The organism is Mesorhizobium sp. M0761 (assembly GCF_040320205.1).
Lineage (GTDB): Bacteria > Pseudomonadota > Alphaproteobacteria > Rhizobiales > Rhizobiaceae > Mesorhizobium.
Genome location: NZ_JAMYPF010000001.1, coordinates 191,691 through 209,501, shown reverse-complemented (window position 1 = coordinate 209,501; position 17,811 = coordinate 191,691). Strand labels below are relative to the sequence as shown.

The window sequence follows — 17,811 nt, the reverse complement described above, 5'->3', positions numbered from 1 at the left end:
TTGCTAAAGTTTTATGCAATATATTTCCGGTTAACCGTCCCGTTTAGCCCTTTGGTAGGGACTTGCCCGCATATTGCTCGCAGATGGCGGGTGATCGGGTCTCACGATCATTGGCATGATGCCGCTCCGTCATACCGGAAAAGCCGGTATGTCAAAAACACCCTGTAAAAATCAAGGTACGAGTAGCCATGTCCAGTATCATGACGAACGCCTCGGCGCTGACCGCGCTGCAGAGCCTGAACAACACCAACAAATCCCTCGAGCAGACGCAGGCCCGCATCTCGACCGGCTACCGCGTTGCCACCGCTTCCGACAACGCCGCTTACTGGTCGATCGCGACCTCGATGAAGTCCGACAACAAGGCCAACTCGGCCGTGCAGGACGCCCTCGGCCTCGGCGCCGGCAAGGTTGACACCGCCTACACCGCCATCAACGACGTCAAGGACCAGGTCGACCTGATCAAGACCAAGCTGGTCACTGCCCGTAGCGCCTCGAAGGAAGACCAGCAGAAGATCGCGACCGAAATCAACGCCATCCAGGCGCAGATCAAGTCCTCGGTCGCCAACGCCAACTTCGCCGGCTCGAACCTGCTGCAGAACGACGCTGCCGCTGCGTCCGACCTGAAGATCGTTGCGGCTTACAACCGTACCGGCGCGACCGTCACCATCGACACCATCGACGTCAAGGCAGCCGATACGCAGGTTCTCGATGTCGCCGGCACGGGCGGCATCGTCGGCGGCCTGCTCGCCGCTGCCTTCTTCGACCCGAGCACCACGGCGGTTACCCCCGCCGCCATCGACACCGCGCTCGGCACTGTTGAAACCGCGCTTGCCAAGCTGTCCACCGGCGCTGCCTCGCTCGGCGCCGCCAAGTCGCGCATTGACACCCAGAAGAGCTTCCTGTCGAACCTGTCGGACTCGATCGACAAGGGCGTCGGCGCTCTGGTCGACGCCGACATGAACAAGGAATCGACCCGTCTGCAGGCCCTCCAGGTCCAGCAGCAGCTCGGCATCCAGGCGCTGTCGATCGCCAACGGCAACTCGCAGTCGATCCTGTCGCTCTTCCGCGGCTGATCTCTCGACATTACGACTGACACCATCCGTCGGGCCGCGCCAACAGCGCGGCCCGATTTCTTTTGCGGCTGTTGATAGTCTTGCTGAATGGCTGCCGATTTTTGCTCTTGGCCAGCGCCCTGAATGGCTTGGTTTAACAGGCCGTTAACCATATCCCGGTAGTCATGGTTAACCATTCCATGGCGGGCAGACCATACGGTCGATGGGCTTATGCCTACCCCCTTGATGAAGTTGATCCGGCGTGTTCGGGACACGCCAGTGTTTGAAAAGGGGTAAATATCTTGGCTAGCATCATGACGAACGCTTCGGCTCTGACCGCGCTGCAGAGCCTGAACAACACCAACAAGCAGCTTGAAACCACTCAGTCGCGCATTTCGACCGGCTACCGCGTCGCCACCGCCAGCGACAACGCCGCCTACTGGTCGATCGCCACCACGATGAAGTCCGACAACAAGGCGCTTTCGGCCGTTCAGGACGCGCTTGGCCTCGGCGCCGGCAAGGTCGACACGGCCTATACCGCCATCACCGACATCAAGGACCAGGTCGACCTGATCAAGGCCAAGCTGGTCACTGCGCGCAGCGCCAGCAAGGACGACCAGCAGAAGATCGCCACTGAGATCAAGGCTATCCAGGACCAGATCAAGTCGTCGGTCACCAACGCCTCCTATGCCGGCTCGAACCTGCTGCAGAACGACGCTGCCGCGACCTCCGACCTGAAGATCGTCGCGTCCTATAACCGCACCGGCACGACCGTCGCCATCGACACCATCGACGTCAAGGCGGCCGACACGCAGGTCCTCGATCTTCCCGGCACCGGCGGCATCGTCGGCGCTCTGCTGGCGACGACCTTCTTCGATCCCAGCACAACCCAGGTCCTTCCGGCAGCCATCGACACCGCACTTGGCGCCGTTGAAACGGCGCTTGCCAAGCTGTCCACGGGCGCTGCCTATCTCGGCGCCGCCAAGTCGCGCATCGATACCCAGAAGAGCTTCCTGTCGAACCTGTCGGACTCGATCGACAAGGGCGTCGGCGCGCTGGTCGACGCCGACATGAACAAGGAATCGACGCGGCTGCAGGCCCTACAGGTCCAGCAGCAGCTCGGCATCCAGTCGCTGTCGATCGCCAACGGCAACTCGCAGTCGATCCTGGCGCTGTTCAAGCAGTAAGCCTGACCCGGCTTTCTCCTTCTTGAATTGAAGGGCCGCGCCGACAGCGCGGCCCTTTCGCTTTGTGGCTGTGTTTTGACGCATGTCGTTGACCCGGAACCGCTGCACACTTCCGGGCGACATGCTCTATCATCTTCGCACAAGCTTCGCGGTCTAGTGTTCCCACGGAATATCATGCTGGGAGCGCTTGAATCGTGCCGCAACAGATCCAGAGCATCATCTCGAATCTCAGGGCATTTGGCGTCAGGCGCCTTGCCATGCTGGCCGGCATTGCCGCATTGGTGATGGCCGTCATCGGCATCGGCTCGGTCTATCTCAACCGCCCTGCCTATGAGACGCTCTATGTCGGGCTCGATCGCTCCGACGTGAACCAGATCGGCCTGGTGCTCGGCGAGGCCGGCATCGGCTTCGACGTCGGCTCCGACGGCACCTCCGTGCTGGTGCCGGCCGGCACCACCGCGCAGGCGCGCATGCTGCTCGCCGAAAAGGGCCTGCCGACCAGCGCCAATGCCGGCTACGAACTGTTCGACAATGTCGGCTCGCTCGGGCTGACCTCCTTCATGCAGCAGATCACCCGCGTGCGCGCGCTGGAAGGCGAGATCGCCCGCACCATCCAGTCGATATCCGGCATCAAGGCCGCCCGCGTTCACATCGTCATGTCCGAGCGCGCCAATTTCCGCCGCGACGAACAGCAACCCTCCGCCTCGGTGGTCATCCGCTATTCCGGCATCGACGCCGAAAAGAGCGCCATGTCGATCCGCCATCTCGTCGCCGCCGCCGTGCCGGGCCTGTCGGCCGACAAGGTTACCGTGCTCGATTCCAACGGCAACCTTCTCGCCGCCGGCGACGATCCCTCCAACACAAGTGCTGCCCGCACGCTCGGCGTCGAGCAGACCGTCGAGGCGCAGATCGGCGACAACATCCGCCGCGCGCTGACGCCTTATCTCGGCCCCGACAATTTCCGCGCCAGCGTCAAGGCCGACGTCAACACCGACACCCGCCAGACCGAAGAGACGATCTTCGATCCGGAGTCACGCGTGGAGCGTTCCGTGCAGTCGGTGCGCGCCAACGAAAACAGCAATCAGAGGCAGGCCTCGACCCCGGCCACCGTCGAGCAGAACCTGCCCGAGACCCAGGCGACCAGCACCGATGGTCCGCAGACGTCATCGGAGAATGATCGCAAGGAGGAGATCACCAATTACGAGATCAACTCCAAGAAGATCGCCACAGTCTCCAACGGCTATTCCGTCACCAAGATGTCGATCGCCGTCGTCGTCAACCAGCAGCGGCTGATGACCATCCTCGGCAAGGACGCCACACCCGAACAGATCGCCAAGCGCGTCGCCGACATCCAGAAAATGGTCGCCTCAGCCACCGGCTTCGACGACAAGCGCGGCGACATCATCGATGTCTCGGCGGTCGAGTTCATCGACGGGCTGGACGGCGAGCCGGTCGAACAGCCGGGCATAATGGCGTCGATCGGAACCCATGCCGGTACGATGATCAACGCCGGCGCGTTCATCGTCGTGGTGTTCCTGGTCGCCTTCTTCGGCCTGAGGCCAATGGCCACCGCGCTGAGCGCGCGGCCGACGCCGGCACTTGCCGGTCCGAGCTTCGACGACGTCCAGCGTTCGCTGCCGACACCCGAAGCCGCCGGCGCCGAACCGGCGCGGGCTGCCTTGCCCGGCAGCCGCCCCGGCCCGACTCCACTCGATGATCTTCGCCAGAAGATCAGGCCGGCGCCACAGGAGCGGCTTGCCCGCATGGTCGACATCAATGAGGAGCGCACCGCGCAGATCCTGCGCAAATGGGCGGCCCAGGAAGCAGCGGTATAGACCATGGCCTCGGCAGCGCTTTTCGACCTTTTGCCGGATTTCGGCGCACGCAGCCAGCGTGCCGGCCAGCCCTCGCTCGCGGCCATGGCCGAGCCAAGGCCGGAGACGTCGGCGCCGCAGGCCGACATCGGCGCGCTGATCGCCGAAGCGGTCATCGATGCCGAAGCCGCCCTTGAAGCCCGCCTTGCCATCGCCCACCAGGCAGCGCTCGAGGCGCAGAGACAGGCCAATGCCGATGAAGCAAAGGCCTTTCTGGAAAGTTTCGGCGGCGATCTCGGCGCGGTCGTCACTGCCCGTATCGAGATCATGGAGGCCAAGGTCAGCGACCTCGTCGGCGCCACCATTGCGCGCATCATTGGCGGCCTTGTCAGCGACGATCTGCAGAAGCGTTCGCTGGAAGCCCTTGCCGGCACGATCCGCGAAGCCGTCGGCGACAGCGAGGCGGTGCGCATCGCCGTGCGCGGACCGCTGTCATTGTTCGAGGCACTGAAGGCTTCGCTCGGCCCACGCGCGGCCAATCTCGATTTCATCGAGGCGCCCGGCTTCGACCTTACCGTCGCCATTGACGAGGCGGTGTTCGAAACCCGCATTGCCGAATGGTCGGCCGCCTTGTCGGAGGCCCTGTCATGAGCGGGGGCCCTATTATGAACGAGTGGACGTCATGAGCGTTGCCGACGCCGCTGAGCCCAGGCACGAGATCATCATCGTGCGGCGCAATCACGACGACCACGACGACGCCCACCACGGCGGCGTCTGGAAGATTGCTTTTGCCGATTTCATGACTGCCATGATGTGCTTCTTCCTCGTCATGTGGCTGATCAACGCCGCCAACGAGCAGACCAAGGCTGCCGTTGCCAGCTATTTCAACCCGGTCAAGCTGGTCGATCGCAACGCCAGCCGCAAGGGCCTTGAAGACCTCGGCGATGGCCCGAGCAAGGTCGGGCTGACGGCGGACGACCCGCGGGACAAGACCAGCAAGGCCGGACAGGACGGCATCGGCGGCGCCGGCACCTCGGACAAGAAGCAGCCGAAGGAATCGGCGCCAAAGACGGATCTTTCCGACGAGCATCTGTTTGCCGATCCCTATGCGGTGCTGTCGGAAATCGCCACCGACACCGGCGTCATGCAAAATGTCAGCGAGAAGGGCGATGGCGGCGCGCAGGCGTCCGGCCCGGCTACCGGCGCATCCGGCGGCCAATCCTACCGCGACCCGTTCGCGCCGGATTTCTGGTCGCAGCAGGTGGCTGCACCAGGCGCCGAAGCCACCGCCGAACGCACCAAGATCGAAGGCGATCCCCTGAAGCCGGGTGACAAGGCGGCACAGACGCAAGTGGCGGAGGTGAAGGCCGTGCCGGCCGCGCCGCCAGTGGCCGCGGCGCCGCTCGAGCCGCTGGCGAAATCCGTTTCCGATAAGCCGCTGACCAAGGCTGAAGCCAAAGCAGAGGCCAAGGCTGAAGCAGCCAAGGCCCAGATTGCAAAGGCCGAAGCCGCCGAAGCACAACCCGCACCCAAACCCGAAGCCGCAGAAAAAGCGCCGACGGCCGCCACTGTTAGAGCCGCGGCGCAGGTCAAGCAGGAACTGGCCGAGGCCTTCAAGCCAGGCGACAAATTGCATAATGGCGTCTCCGTCGAAGCCACCGACAAGGGTGTCGTCATTTCGATCACGGACCAGTTCGATTTCGGCATGTTCGAGATCGGATCGGCGGTGCCTAGGCGTGAACTGGTGCTGGCGATGGAAAAGATCGGCCGCATCGTCAACGAGCAGAAAGGCACGATCAGCATCAACGGCCACACCGACGCGCGGCCGTTCCGCAGCGACACTTACGACAATTGGCGGCTGTCCACGGCGCGCGCCCATTCCGCCTATTACATGCTGGTGCGCGGCGGCGTCGACGAGCGCCGCATCACCGAGGTCGCCGGCTTCGCCGATCGCGAGCCGAAAATTGCAGCCGACCCGATGGCGGCCGCGAACCGCCGCATCGAAATCCTGATGGCGACCGACGGATGAGGCGCGCCGCCATCATCGGCCGCGCCGTCGGGCTGCTGCTGCTGAGCGCTGTCCATCCGCCATCGGCCTTCGCCGAGGACGGCTTGCAGCCCTATCAGCTGGTGCGCTCGCTGCAGCTTGTGCAGGACCGCATCGCCGCCGGCGATCACGCCGCGCTGCCGATGCAGGCCAAGCTGCTCGAAATGGCCGACACAAGGCTGCGCGCGGCGGACGCAGATGATTTCAGCGACCCGAAGAATTTTCGCGCCTTGCTGGTCTATGGCATGAGTGGCGGCAACCCCGTCACCGTCGAGGCGGCGGTGTCGCGCGCCAAGACCGACCCGCAAAGCCTGACCATCGCCAAGGGCATTGTCGATTATCTGAACGGCCGGCAGGCGGCTGCGATCGAGGCGCTGAAGCCGATCGATCCGATGACCCTGCCCCCCGATGTCGGTGCCTTTCTGGCGCTGGTCAAGGGCTCGCTTCTCGCCACCGAGCAACCGGTCAGCGCGCTTGCGCTGCTCGACGATGCTCGCCTGCTCAGCCCCGGCACGCTGGTCGAGGAAGCAGCACTGCGCCGCTCGGTCGGCATCGCCGCCGCGCAAGGCGACGGTGCGCGTTTCGCGCTTGCCTCAACCCAATACGTCGAAGACTACCTCTATTCGCCCTATGCCAGCCAGTTCGCCGACGCCTTCGTCTCCGGCGTCATCACGCTGCACATGGCGATCAGCCAGGACAAGCTCGCCGACATCACCGCAATGATGGATCCAGAACGCGAGAAGGTGATCTATCTGCGCATCGCCCGCCGCGCCGCGATCGACGGCTTTGCCGATCTCTCCGCCTTTGCCTCGGCCAGGGCTGAACGGGGCCGCGACGGCATCCACAATCAGGACGATCCGCGCGCCCAGCTCTATTCCAGCCTGTCCACGGTAACGTCCGGCACCATCGGCGAGGTCCGCGCCAAGCTGGACAAGATCGATCGCAACCAGCTTTCGCAAAGCGACCGCGACCTGCTCGATGCCGCGCAGGCCGTGGCGGGTGAAGTCATCGCCCCGCCGGCGCCGCTGCCTGCCGAAAAGCCCGCACCTGCCGCGGCCAGGCAGGAGCCGGTCAAGACCGCGGCCGTGGAAAGACCCGACGAGCCAGAGCTGCCGCCGGTCGAAGGCGCGATGCCGGAACAGCCAGCCGCCACAACGTCGAGTGAACAGCCCGCAACCGACCAACCGAAGGCGGCAAGTGAGCCGGCCGCGCAGGCACCGAGCACGCCCGAGCCAAAGGCGGCGGAAACGCCTGCAGTCGCCTCGGCCAGCGATGCGGCTCCGGTCGTGCCGGCATCGGTGCCGGCCCCCGCCGCAGTAGAGCCTACCGATCCCACCGACGCCGCCATGGCGAGGACGCGTCACCAGCTCGATTTGATCGACCAGATGCTTGGAGCAGCCCCGAAATGACCACCAATGTTGGCCAGGCCCTGCCGGCTCCCGCGCACGCCGGATCGAAGCAGTCGGCCTCAAACGCCAAGGGCGGCGACAAAAGCTTCGGCGACATGGTGCGCGGCGACGACGATGCGCCGACACCGATAGGCCAGGGAGCAATTGAGGCCGCGTCGCACGAGCTGCATTGGGCCAAACGCAGCCCTGCCGGTCCCGGCAAAAGCGAAATCCCACACACCCAGTCTGGCAAAACGGGGACGAAATCCGCTGCCGGCAAGGCCGCAAAAGAACATGCCGATAGTGGCCCGGACAAACCATCCAAGGACGCTGAGGTGGCCGGACGAGACGCGGATGCAGGATCGCTGCAGGATCATTTGCCACTGGTGCTGGCGCTGCACGATATCAGGCATTTCTCAACGGTCCGGACAAGCGGGAACGGCATCGCGACGAATGGACAGACTGGGCAACCGGCGCCCGCTGGCGAGGCCACTTCTGCACAGACGTCGCCTCTGAAGAGACACCGCGCAGCGTCCGGCATTGACAACAGACTCGACACGACGACGCGATCGGAACGGGCCAAGCCCGGTACCAGCGTTTCCGCACAGGATCAGGGGCAAAAGCTGCCCGCGATCGGGCTCCAGTCCGGCAAACTGCCGCACCAGGATGGTCCGACGCCTCCTCTACCGGCGGGCCAGACGGCAAGCGACGTTTCGGCACCCGAGGCAAAACGGTCCGCGCCGTCGGCGAAGTCCGTCGATGGAGCCCATTCCGCGGCATCGTCCACACAGGGAAAACAGCCGCCATTCGCTGCGCGCGTCGACATTGTCGCCGAACAGAGCTTCCCCGCGCCGGCGCATAGTCCGATAAACCAAACGACTTCGGCGCTTATCGACGCGCTGGCTTCGGATAACGGCCTGCGGCAAGCGGTTTCGACGCCGTCGACGACCGCCCAGACGGCCGGTTCTGTTGCCGTTCCGACACATATATTGAAGATCGAGCTTCACCCGGCAGAGCTCGGCATGGTCACCGCCAGTCTCAGGCTTTCCGGAGAACAACTTTCGATAGAATTGAAGCCCGAAACCCATGAGGCTTACCGCCGTCTCGCCACCGACAGCGACGCCATCGTGAAGTCGTTGCGCGGGCTCGGCTTCGATGTCGACAAGGTGACCATCCTGCAACCCTCGATAGCGATCCACGCGGCGGCCCGCAGCGATGCAGCGAACTCGCATCCAATGCCGCAAGGCCGCGACCAGTCCGCTTTTCAGCCCGGAAACTCGAGCGGCAACAATACGGGTTCGGGCGGCCACCAGTCGGGAAGAAACCGCAATGACGATGCCCAGGAATTCGGCCGCGCTGGCGCGCCTGCTCGCGAGCGTGCTGGCGACGATATGTTTATCTAGCCTCGCCACCAAGCCGGCCACCGCCGCCACCAACCCTTGCGAGCCCGAGATTTTGCGTGCCGCCGATCGCTATGGCGTGCCGGCCGGCATCCTCTATGCGGTCGGACTGACCGAGACCGGCAAGAAGGGAAGCCTGCAGCCTAATGCGTTGAATATAGAGGGGAAAGCGGTATTTCCAAGGAACCGCACCGAGGCCCTGGCCGCCTTCGAAGCAGCCCGGCGCGAGGGCAAGACACTCATCGATCTCGGCTGCATGCAGATCAACCATCACTATCACGCCGCGCATTTCCGCAGCGTCGACGACATGCTGGACCCGCGCCAGAATGTCGACTATGCCGCGCGCTTCCTGGCCAGCCTGCATGCGCGTCATGTCAGCTGGTCGATGGCCGTCGCCCGCTACCACGCCGGCCCCGACAATGACCCCGCGCAGAAATTCTATGTCTGCCGCGTCATCGCCAATATGGTCGCCACCGGCTTCGGCAAATGGACCCCGAACGCCCGCAACTTCTGCAACCATTAGGTGAATCATCTCTTGCGAACGGCTGCAAATCCACGCCCGGCGGGTGACGTGCCACGTCACCCGTTCGGCAACCAACGATACAACCTCCTGATTGCGGTTATTTCGAAACTCGAAATAACTCCCAAGAAAATAGCTACAAGAAATGATGGTTGTTCAGGATTCCCGGCACCGGTTACGGCTCTTCCCACGGGGCAGATGATCTGATTCGGAGGCGGGGCCGATGATTGTAATCGTTGACGAGCGTGAGCTCGTAACTGAAGGCTATAATTCACTTTTCGATCGTGAGGGCGTCGCCTGTGCAGGCTTCGCGTCCGGTGAATTCGGCGAGTGGGTGACATCGGCCGCCGACACGGATTTGCGATCGGTCCGAGCCTTCCTCATCGGCGACTGCCGCGAAGGCGCCATCTCGCCACGCCAGATCCGCGACCGCACCGGCGCTCCGGTTATCGCGCTCAGCGAACAGCACTCGCTCGAGAATACGCTGCGGCTGTTCGAGAGCGGTGTCGACGACGTCATCCGCAAGCCGGTCCATATCCGGGAGATCCTGGCCCGCATCACCGCCATCCGCCGCCGCGCCCATGAGGACGTCAGCTATACCGAGATCGGCGCCATGCGCATCTTCATGGACGGCCGCGATCCCGAGATCGATGGCCAGCCGTTGCCTCTGCCGCGCCGCGAACGCCGCATCCTCGAATATCTGGCGAGCAACCGCGGACGCCGCGTCACCAAGACCCAGGTCTTCAACGCCATCTACGGCATCTTCGACGAAGAGGTCGAGGAGAACGTCGTCGAGAGCCACATCTCCAAATTGCGCAAGAAGCTGCGCGAAAAGCTCGGCCAGGACCCGATAGATTCCAAGCGCTTCCTTGGCTACCGGCTGGTGTTCTGATGGCGGTCTGCGCCAGCCTCGCGCAAGACAGAAATTATATCCTCGCGACCACAGATGGGCCCAACGATGTTGGGCATTGAGGAGACGTTCGATGAGCCTTTACGGAATGATGCGGACCGGCGTTTCCGGCATGAACGCGCAGGCCAACCGCCTTTCGGCCACAGCCGACAACATCGCCAATTCCGACACCACCGGCTACAAGCGATCCTCGGCCGAGTTTTCGACGCTGATCATGCCGCAGGTCGGCGGCGCCTATAATTCCGGCGGCGTCAACACCACCATCCGCTCGGCCATCAGCGCCCAGGGCGTGCTGCAGTACACGACCTCGGTTTCCGACCTTGCGGTCAACGGCAACGGTTTCTTCGTCGTCCAGGACCCCAGCGGAACGCCTTTCCTCACCCGCGCCGGCGCATTCGTTCCCGACGCTCAGGGCAGACTGGTCAACGCCGCCGGCTACCAGCTGATGGCCTACAGCTACGCCAACGGCACACCGGCTGCCACCGCCAACGGTTTCGAAGGGCTGGTGCCGGTCCAGATCTCCGACCAGGAAATGACCGCGACGCCCAGCACCGCGGGCAACTTCAACGCCAATCTGCCGGCCGGCGCCACGCCGCCCGCCGGTCCGCTGCCGTCCACCAACAGCCCGACGGCGGAATACACGTCGAAATCCTCGATGGTCACCTACGACAATCTCGGCAACAAGAAGCTGCTCGACCTCTATTTCACCAACACCGGGACCGGCACCTGGTCGGTCTCTGTGTTCGACCAGTCCCAGGCGACGCCGGGCACATCCTTCCCCTATACGGGCGGTGCGCTGGCCACGGCCAACTTGACCTTCGACACCACCACCGGCAAACTCACCGGCGCCGTCGACTCAATCACCATCCCCGTGCCGGGCGGTGCGTCGCTCGATCTCGATCTGTCCAAGCTGACCCAGCTCGGCACCGGCTTCACGGTCTCCGAAGCCAAGGTCAACGGCAACGCGCCCAGCACGATCGAAAAGATCCAGATCGGTGAGGACGGCGTCATCTACGCCCAGTATCAGGACGGCTCGACCAAGCCGCTGTTCAAGATCCCGCTGGCTGACGTCCAGAGCGCCGATAACCTCACCGCACTGCCGGGCAATGTCTATGCACAGTCCACCGACTCCGGGACCGTGCGCATCGGCTTCGCCAATGAAGGCAAGCTCGGCAGCATCATCTCCGGCGCGTTGGAAAATTCCAACGTCGATATCGCCGAGGAATTGACCAACATGATCGCGGCGCAGCGCAGCTACACCGCTAACTCGAAAGTGTTCCAGACCGGTTCCGACCTCATGGATGTCCTTGTCAACCTGAAGAGATAAACGACGGGCGCCAGGGGAATGAACCCAAACCAGAGCAGCGCGGTGCGCGGATTTCGAATTCAAGGCCACACCGGCAAACCGGCCGGAGTGGTCTGGGATTGCAGGTTTCCGAACGCCGACGCCGCCGACAGGGCAGAGACGTCATCCCCTCCCCACTGGCCTCGTGAAAGACCCGCATGTCGCTGACTTCCGCATTGACCATAGCCCAACAGTCGCTTCAGACCACATCGAAGCAGACCAGCGTCCTTTCCCGCAATATTGCCGACGCCAGCAACCCCGACTATGCCCGCCGCACGGCGGTCGTCGTCAGCAGCGCGCCCGGCGCCCGCTCGGTCGAGATCCAGCGCGCCACCAACGCCCTGCTGTTTCGCCAGAACCTTAGCGCGCAATCGGCATGGAGCGGCCAGAGCACGCTTTACAGCGGAATTGACCGCCTCGCCGTTGCCGTCAACGGCGTCGACAACGCCTCCTCTGCCTCGACCGCGATCGGCAAGCTGCAGAACGCGCTGCAGCTTTACGCCGCTACGCCATCCAACCAGAACCTCGGCTCCAGCGTCATCGACGCGGCCCAGCAGGTGGTGCGCGCTCTGAACGACGGCACCAACGCGATCCAGGATTTCCGCACCCAGGCCGATGGCGAGATATCAACGGCGGTTAACGATCTCAACTCGCTGCTTAGTCAGTTCCAGGACGCCAACAAGGCGGTCATCTCCGCAACCCGTTCGGGTACCGACGCATCCGACGCGCTCGACCAGCGCGACGCTTTGCTGAAGAAGATCGCGGACTATGTGCCGGTGTCGACCTTCACGCGTGGCGACAACGACATGGTCATCACCACCAAGGATGGCACGACACTGTTCGAGACCATTCCGCGCTCGGTAAGTTTCACCCCGTCGGCGGGCTACACGGCCGGCACACCAGGCAACACCATCTACATCGACAATGTGCCGGTCAGCGCCGGGGCTGGCGGCAACACCAGCGCCGACGGCAAGCTCGCCGGGCTCATCACCTTGCGCGACGGCGTCGCGGCGACGATGCAGAGCCAGCTCGACGAAGTGGCGCGCGGCCTCATCACCGCCTTTGCCGAAACAGCACCTTCGCAGCCCGACCGAACCGGCCTGTTCACCTGGTCGGGTGCGCCCGCCATTCCGGCCGCCGGCACGCTGATCGACGGGCTTGCCGGCTCGATCAAGGTCAACGCCGCAATGGACTCGAGCGTCGGCGGCAATCCGGTGCTGCTGCGCGACGGCGGCGCCAATGGTGCGGCCTATATCGCCAACACTGCCGGCAACGCCTCCTATTCGCAGCTCTTGATCGGCTATGGCGACAAGCTCGACAAGCCGATGCCTTTCGACGCTGCGGCCGGCATCACCGTCACGTCCAGCGTGTCCGACTACGCCGCCAATGCCATTGGCTGGTTCGAAGGCCAGCGCCAGCAGGCCTCGAGCAACGCCGACGCCAAGGAAGCGCTGGCATCGCGCACCGCCGAGGCGCTGTCCAACGACACCGGCGTCAATGTCGACCAGGAGATGTCGCTGCTGCTCGACCTCGAACACACCTATCAGGCCTCGGCGCGCATGATGAAAACCGTCGACGACATGCTGTCGGCCCTGCTCGATGCCGTGGGATAAGCCATGAAAGCCACATCCGTCTCCTCAGCCGCTCTCTCCAACGCCGCGCGCTATCAGCAGATGCGCATGCAGGGCGAACTGGTCAAAGCCACTAAGGAATCGACGACCGGCACCGTCGCCGATGTCGGTCTGGCGCTCGGCGCGCGCACCTCGCAGGCGGTCACCTTCTCGCGCGACCTCGACCGGTTGAACGTCATCATCGATTCCAATTCGCTGGTCACCGCTCGGCTGTCCTCCACGCAGGCTGCGCTTGGCCAGCTTTCCGACACTGCGCAGAATTTGCTGACCGCACTGACCGCCGCCGGCAATTCCTCGAGCACCATCACGCAGCAAGCCGGCAAGGCCGCCGTGCAGCAGATGACCTCTATCCTCAATGCCAGCGTCAACGGCGAATATCTGTTTGCCGGCACCAACACCGACGTCAAGCCGATCGACGATTTCACCGCCGCCGGCTCGCCGGCCAAGGCGGCGTTCGACGCTTCCTTCTCGTCGTATTTCGGCTTCACGCAGACCGATCCGCTCGCCGCCAACATCACCGCCGCCCAGATGGACGGCTTCATCACCAGCAATGTCGTGCCGCAGTTCATGGGCGCCGGCTGGCAGGCCAACTGGTCGAACGCCACCGACCAGCAGATCGTCAGCCGCATTTCGCTGGGCGAAACCACCCAGACCTCGGCCAGCGCCAATGAAGACAGCATCCGCAAGCTCGCCATGGCTTCCGCCCTGGTCACCGGCCTGCTCTCCGGCAACATCAGCCAGGCGGCGAAGACCACCGTCGTCGGTCGCGCCCAGACGATGGTCGGCGAGGCGCTGGGCGGACTCGGCCAGTTGCAGGCCGAGACCGGCCTTGCCGAGAAGCGTGTTTCCGACGCGAGCGACCGCATGAAGACGCAGGTCGACCTGTTCGAGCGCCATATCCTCGATCTGGAGGGCGTCGATCCGGCCGAGGCCGCCACCCGCGTCGCGGATCTGACGCAGCATATCGAGACGTCCTTCGCGCTGACCGCGCGCCTGCAGCAGATGAGTCTGCTGAACTACCTGACCTGACAATCTCAACCGCAACGGTAGAGCCAAACGATGTACCAATTCTCCTACGCCGACATCCAGACCGACTCCGTTGCCGATGCGAAAGATCGCGAGCGGCAGCTTTTGACCCGCTCGATCGAAATGCTGGCGGCGGCGGCGGCGGTCGGCCACACCTCGATGGAGGCGGTCGAAGCGCTGCACTTCACCAACCGGGTCTGGACCACCTTCGTCGAGGATCTCGGTTCCAGCGACAATGTCCTGCCCAAGGAACTGCGCGCCAACCTCATCTCCATCGGCCTGTGGCTGCTGCGCGAGGCCGAGGACATCCGCCAGGGCCGCACCGACAATTTCGAAGGGCTGATCGAAGTGTCCCAGATCATCCGGGACGGCATTCAATGACCAACACGCTGAAGATATCGCTGAAGCCGAACGAGAAGATCTACATCAACGGCGCCGTCATCCGCGTCGACCGCAAGGTCACCGTCGAGCTGATGAACGACGTACAGTTCCTGCTCGAGAACCATGTCATCCAGGCCGACGATGCCTCGACGCCGCTCAAGCAGCTCTATTTCATCCTGCAGGTGATGCTGATGAACCCGGCCGGCGCCATCGAGGCGCGCGCCATGTTCCGCCGCTCGCTGCCCTTGCTTTTGGCAAGCTTCGAGGATGAGCAGATCAGTGGCGCGCTGAAGCAGATCGACCGCATGGTCGGCGAAGACCATATCTATGAAGCGCTGAAGGCCATCCGCGCGCTTTATCCGCTCGAACGCCGCGCACTTGGCGGCAATGACGATGTTCTGGGTGCGAAGCGCCCGCTGGCCGTGGGAGCACAATACTGATGAATGTGGACATGACGACGACGATCCCCACGGGTGCCAACCAGGGTACCCAGCAGACATCGAAGACAGCGGTCGACTACCAGTCGTTCCTGAAGCTGCTGATCGCCGAGATGAAGAACCAGGATCCGACGAAACCGATGGATTCGACGCAGTATGTCGCCCAGCTCGCCACCTTCTCGCAGGTAGAGCAATCGGTGCAGACCAACACCAAGCTCGACCAGATCATGCAGTCGTCGGCGCTGTCGCAGGCCGATGCCTTGATCGGCCGCTCGATCACCTCGGCCGACGGCAAGACGACCGGCGTCGTGGCCTCGGTCAGGCTTGCAAGCAACGGCGTGATCGCCGTGCTGCAGAACGGCACCGAAGTGCCGGTCGGCGCGGGCGTTTCGATAAAGCCGGCCAGCTAGACAGTTCCATAGAGGCGCGCTCACATGAACGAGGCCGACGCACTCGACATCGTCCAGTACGCGGTATGGACGGTGCTCGTCGCGTCCGCGCCGGTGGTGCTGGTCGCCATGGTAGTCGGCATCGGCATCGCCCTGATCCAGGCCCTGACCCAGATCCAGGAAATCACCCTGACCTTCGTGCCCAAGATCGTCGCCATCATGCTGGTCGTGGCGCTGACCGGTCCGTTCATCGGCAGCCAGATCTCGGCCTTCACCAACGTTATCTTCGAGCGCATCGAAAACGGGTTCTAGGCAGCGCTTGCAGGCGGCTGTGTTCCGGCTAGATTGCAGGCCATGACTCAGGCAGAACTCACCGGCAGGCCATGTGCGGAATAGCCGGCGTCTGGCGCAAACGAAACCCGATCGACGCCAACGACCTGTCGGACGTCGCCAGCATGATGCAGGCGCTGGTACATCGCGGCCCCGACGATCATGACAGCTGGCACAACAATCGGCTGGCCCTCGGCCACCGCCGACTGACCATCATCGATCCCTCGCCCGCCGCCCGTGAGCCGATGCTGACTTCTTCCGGCGATGGCGTTCTCGTCTACAATGGCGAGGTCTACAATTACCGCTCGCTGCGCGAAACGCTGCAGGCGCAAGGCGTCGTCTTTCGAACCATCTGCGATGCCGAAGTGGTTCTCGAAGCCTTGCATCACTGGGGTCCCGAAAAAGCCGTGCCGCTGTTCGACGGGATGTTTTCCTTCGCCTATTTCGACGCTCGCAGCAGTGCGCTGTGGCTTGCGCGTGACCGTCTTGGAATCAAGCCGATGTCGGTGGCCGACACGCCGGAGCGAATCCTGTTCGCCTCGGAGGACAAGGCGATCCTCGCCTGCGACGGTTTTCCGCGCGACATCGACAGCCGCGAGATCACCTTGCGGCTTGCCTGGCAGAGCCGCGATTCCAGCTACAGCCTGTTCGACCGCATCGAGCGCCTGCCGCCCGCCGGCCTGTGGAAGATCACCGATGGCGTTATCGAGAAGCGCCGCTTCTGGCATGTGCTGGACGTGCTGGAGACCGCGCGCATTACCGGCGATGCATCCGCTGATGCTGAACACATGGCGACGCTCGAGGCGTTGCTCAAGGACAGCGTCGGACTTCACTGCATCGCCGATACCAGCGTTGCCACCGCCTGCAGCAGCGGTGTCGATTCCGGCCTGATAACGGCGCTGGCAAAGCGGTTCAGGCCGGAAGTCCACGGTTATGTCGTCGACCCGCAGCTCGGCAACAGCGAGGCCGAAGACGCCGAACGCACCGGCCGCCATGTCGGCGTGCCCTTGCGCCGGGTGCCGGTCGACAGGAACCGGTTTTTCGAACTTTGGCCAAGGGTAATCTGGCATCTTGAAAGCGATGGCTGGCACGCCAGCCATGTCGCACTGCTGGCGCTTGCCGAACGATGCCGGGCCGATGGCGTCAAGGTGCTGCTCACCGGCGAAGGCGCAGACGAATTGTTTGGCGGCTACCCCTTGCAGGCCTTGAGCATGAAGAAGTGGCGTTCCTGGTCGTGGCCCCGGCGCCTGGTCCATTCGAAGCGCTCGCTCGACCGGAGATTCGAGCAACAGCGTCATGCCCCCTACAAGGTCTCGGCTGGAAGCCACTCACAAATGGATCGCAGCATGGTCCTGCGTGCTTTGTCGCCGGAGCTGAATTTTCTGCAAACCGAGATCTTCGACCGCCTGGAGCCGGTTATGCCGCCCGCGGATCGCGCCTTTCTCGGTAGTTGCCTCTACGACCTCTATTCGCATCTGCAGGACATCCTGCACCGGCACGACCGGCTGAGCATGGCGGCGTCCGTGGAACTGCGGGTCCCGTTCCTGGAAAACCGCCTGATCGACTTCGCCATCCATTTGCCGAGGCGGCAGAAATACCGCGACAAAACAGGAAAATGGCTTTTGCGAAAGGTCGCTGAAAAGCATATTCCGCGCCAGAACGTCCAGGCGCGCAAGATCGGCTTCGAGATGTCGTCGCAATTTTCGGCCGGCACGGAGACTTTGCTACGCGGCGGTTTCCTGCGCGATGCCTTGAAATGGCCCGCCGCGAATTTAGAGGACATGGTCCAGTTGGCGCGGCGCGAGCAACCATCCAGGCTGCGGCTTGTCGGCATGGAGCTTTTCCTGCGCCTTCACGCCGGCGGCGAGACGCCAAGCACGCTGACCGAAGCCTTGCATGCCGCTGCCCGGGACAGAAGCTGAATTTGCGCACGGCCGACACCCCCGCGCAGTGG

General features: G+C 63.6%; 17 protein-coding genes. All 17 read left to right on the top strand.

The annotated features are described in order from the left end of the window. Positions 1-188: 188 nt before the first annotated feature. Complete coding sequence (locus NKI32_RS01040; protein ID WP_023683303.1) at positions 189-1,073, top strand: flagellin N-terminal helical domain-containing protein; 885 nt, start codon at positions 189-191, stop codon at positions 1,071-1,073. Between the two features lie 281 nt (positions 1,074-1,354). After that, on the top strand, positions 1,355-2,239 hold the full coding sequence (locus tag NKI32_RS01035; protein ID WP_023683302.1) for a flagellin N-terminal helical domain-containing protein: 885 nt from the start codon (positions 1,355-1,357) through the stop codon (positions 2,237-2,239). Between the two features lie 194 nt (positions 2,240-2,433). Next, entirely contained in the window at positions 2,434-4,074 is a 1,641-nt protein-coding gene (gene fliF / locus NKI32_RS01030; RefSeq protein WP_353001558.1) for a flagellar basal-body MS-ring/collar protein FliF, read from the top strand. A 3-nt stretch (positions 4,075-4,077) separates the two neighbouring features. Beyond that, complete coding sequence (locus tag NKI32_RS01025; RefSeq protein ID WP_023683300.1) at positions 4,078-4,704, top strand: hypothetical protein; 627 nt, start codon at positions 4,078-4,080, stop codon at positions 4,702-4,704. Between the two features lie 31 nt (positions 4,705-4,735). Beyond that, positions 4,736-6,082 carry a MotB family protein gene (locus NKI32_RS01020; protein ID WP_353001557.1) on the top strand — a complete coding sequence of 449 codons (1,347 nt, stop codon included), beginning with the start codon at positions 4,736-4,738 and terminating at the stop codon, positions 6,080-6,082. Continuing rightward, positions 6,079-7,509 carry a MotC family chemotaxis protein gene (locus NKI32_RS01015; RefSeq protein ID WP_023744229.1) on the top strand — a complete coding sequence of 477 codons (1,431 nt, stop codon included), beginning with the start codon at positions 6,079-6,081 and terminating at the stop codon, positions 7,507-7,509. The genes NKI32_RS01020 and NKI32_RS01015 overlap by 4 nt, the downstream gene beginning before the upstream one ends. Further along, positions 7,506-8,891 (top strand): flagellar hook-length control protein FliK, encoded by a 1,386-nt coding sequence (fliK, locus tag NKI32_RS01010; protein ID WP_023686354.1) that lies wholly within the window; start codon positions 7,506-7,508, stop codon positions 8,889-8,891. Before NKI32_RS01015 ends, fliK begins: the two co-directional genes overlap by 4 nt. Then, positions 8,824-9,411 (top strand): transglycosylase SLT domain-containing protein, encoded by a 588-nt coding sequence (locus tag NKI32_RS01005; RefSeq protein ID WP_373432824.1) that lies wholly within the window; start codon positions 8,824-8,826, stop codon positions 9,409-9,411. The genes fliK and NKI32_RS01005 overlap by 68 nt, the downstream gene beginning before the upstream one ends. 220 nt (positions 9,412-9,631) lie before the next feature. After that, on the top strand, positions 9,632-10,300 hold the full coding sequence (locus tag NKI32_RS01000; RefSeq protein ID WP_023683295.1) for a response regulator transcription factor: 669 nt from the start codon (positions 9,632-9,634) through the stop codon (positions 10,298-10,300). A 91-nt stretch (positions 10,301-10,391) separates the two neighbouring features. Next, positions 10,392-11,645, top strand: coding sequence for a flagellar hook protein FlgE (locus tag NKI32_RS00995; protein WP_023691731.1), 1,254 nt, complete (start codon positions 10,392-10,394; stop codon positions 11,643-11,645). 176 nt (positions 11,646-11,821) lie between these two features. Then, a complete protein-coding gene (flgK, locus tag NKI32_RS00990; protein ID WP_023686357.1) occupies positions 11,822-13,276 on the top strand; it encodes a flagellar hook-associated protein FlgK in 1,455 nt (484 codons plus the stop codon). 3 nt (positions 13,277-13,279) lie between these two features. Further along, positions 13,280-14,323 (top strand): flagellar hook-associated family protein, encoded by a 1,044-nt coding sequence (locus tag NKI32_RS00985; RefSeq protein WP_023695744.1) that lies wholly within the window; start codon positions 13,280-13,282, stop codon positions 14,321-14,323. A 30-nt stretch (positions 14,324-14,353) separates the two neighbouring features. After that, positions 14,354-14,701, top strand: a complete 348-nt coding sequence (flaF, locus tag NKI32_RS00980) for a flagellar biosynthesis regulator FlaF (RefSeq protein WP_023671893.1) — start codon at positions 14,354-14,356, stop codon at positions 14,699-14,701. Next, positions 14,698-15,141, top strand: coding sequence for a flagellar biosynthesis repressor FlbT (flbT, locus tag NKI32_RS00975; protein ID WP_023695743.1), 444 nt, complete (start codon positions 14,698-14,700; stop codon positions 15,139-15,141). The genes flaF and flbT overlap by 4 nt, the downstream gene beginning before the upstream one ends. Continuing rightward, positions 15,141-15,548, top strand: coding sequence for a flagellar hook assembly protein FlgD (gene flgD / locus NKI32_RS00970; protein ID WP_023683289.1), 408 nt, complete (start codon positions 15,141-15,143; stop codon positions 15,546-15,548). The genes flbT and flgD overlap by 1 nt, the downstream gene beginning before the upstream one ends. 24 nt (positions 15,549-15,572) lie before the next feature. Next, positions 15,573-15,839, top strand: a complete 267-nt coding sequence (gene fliQ, locus NKI32_RS00965) for a flagellar biosynthesis protein FliQ (protein ID WP_023671896.1) — start codon at positions 15,573-15,575, stop codon at positions 15,837-15,839. A 71-nt stretch (positions 15,840-15,910) separates the two neighbouring features. Continuing rightward, positions 15,911-17,779, top strand: a complete 1,869-nt coding sequence (asnB, locus tag NKI32_RS00960; protein WP_353001555.1) for an asparagine synthase (glutamine-hydrolyzing) — start codon at positions 15,911-15,913, stop codon at positions 17,777-17,779. The last annotated feature ends 32 nt before the right edge of the window (positions 17,780-17,811 follow it).

Coding starts and splice junctions, on each gene's coding strand:
- fliQ (WP_023671896.1), top strand. CDS start 15,573: ATGAACGAGGCCGACGCACTCGACATCGTCCAGTACGCGGTATGGACG.
- flgK (WP_023686357.1), top strand. CDS start 11,822: ATGTCGCTGACTTCCGCATTGACCATAGCCCAACAGTCGCTTCAGACC.
- flgD (WP_023683289.1), top strand. CDS start 15,141: ATGAATGTGGACATGACGACGACGATCCCCACGGGTGCCAACCAGGGT.
- NKI32_RS01005 (WP_373432824.1), top strand. CDS start 8,824: ATGCCCAGGAATTCGGCCGCGCTGGCGCGCCTGCTCGCGAGCGTGCTG.
- NKI32_RS00995 (WP_023691731.1), top strand. CDS start 10,392: ATGAGCCTTTACGGAATGATGCGGACCGGCGTTTCCGGCATGAACGCG.
- NKI32_RS01040 (WP_023683303.1), top strand. CDS start 189: ATGTCCAGTATCATGACGAACGCCTCGGCGCTGACCGCGCTGCAGAGC.
- NKI32_RS01000 (WP_023683295.1), top strand. CDS start 9,632: ATGATTGTAATCGTTGACGAGCGTGAGCTCGTAACTGAAGGCTATAAT.
- asnB (WP_353001555.1), top strand. CDS start 15,911: ATGTGCGGAATAGCCGGCGTCTGGCGCAAACGAAACCCGATCGACGCC.
- NKI32_RS01015 (WP_023744229.1), top strand. CDS start 6,079: ATGAGGCGCGCCGCCATCATCGGCCGCGCCGTCGGGCTGCTGCTGCTG.
- NKI32_RS01020 (WP_353001557.1), top strand. CDS start 4,736: ATGAGCGTTGCCGACGCCGCTGAGCCCAGGCACGAGATCATCATCGTG.
- NKI32_RS00985 (WP_023695744.1), top strand. CDS start 13,280: ATGAAAGCCACATCCGTCTCCTCAGCCGCTCTCTCCAACGCCGCGCGC.
- flaF (WP_023671893.1), top strand. CDS start 14,354: ATGTACCAATTCTCCTACGCCGACATCCAGACCGACTCCGTTGCCGAT.
- flbT (WP_023695743.1), top strand. CDS start 14,698: ATGACCAACACGCTGAAGATATCGCTGAAGCCGAACGAGAAGATCTAC.
- NKI32_RS01025 (WP_023683300.1), top strand. CDS start 4,078: ATGGCCTCGGCAGCGCTTTTCGACCTTTTGCCGGATTTCGGCGCACGC.
- fliK (WP_023686354.1), top strand. CDS start 7,506: ATGACCACCAATGTTGGCCAGGCCCTGCCGGCTCCCGCGCACGCCGGA.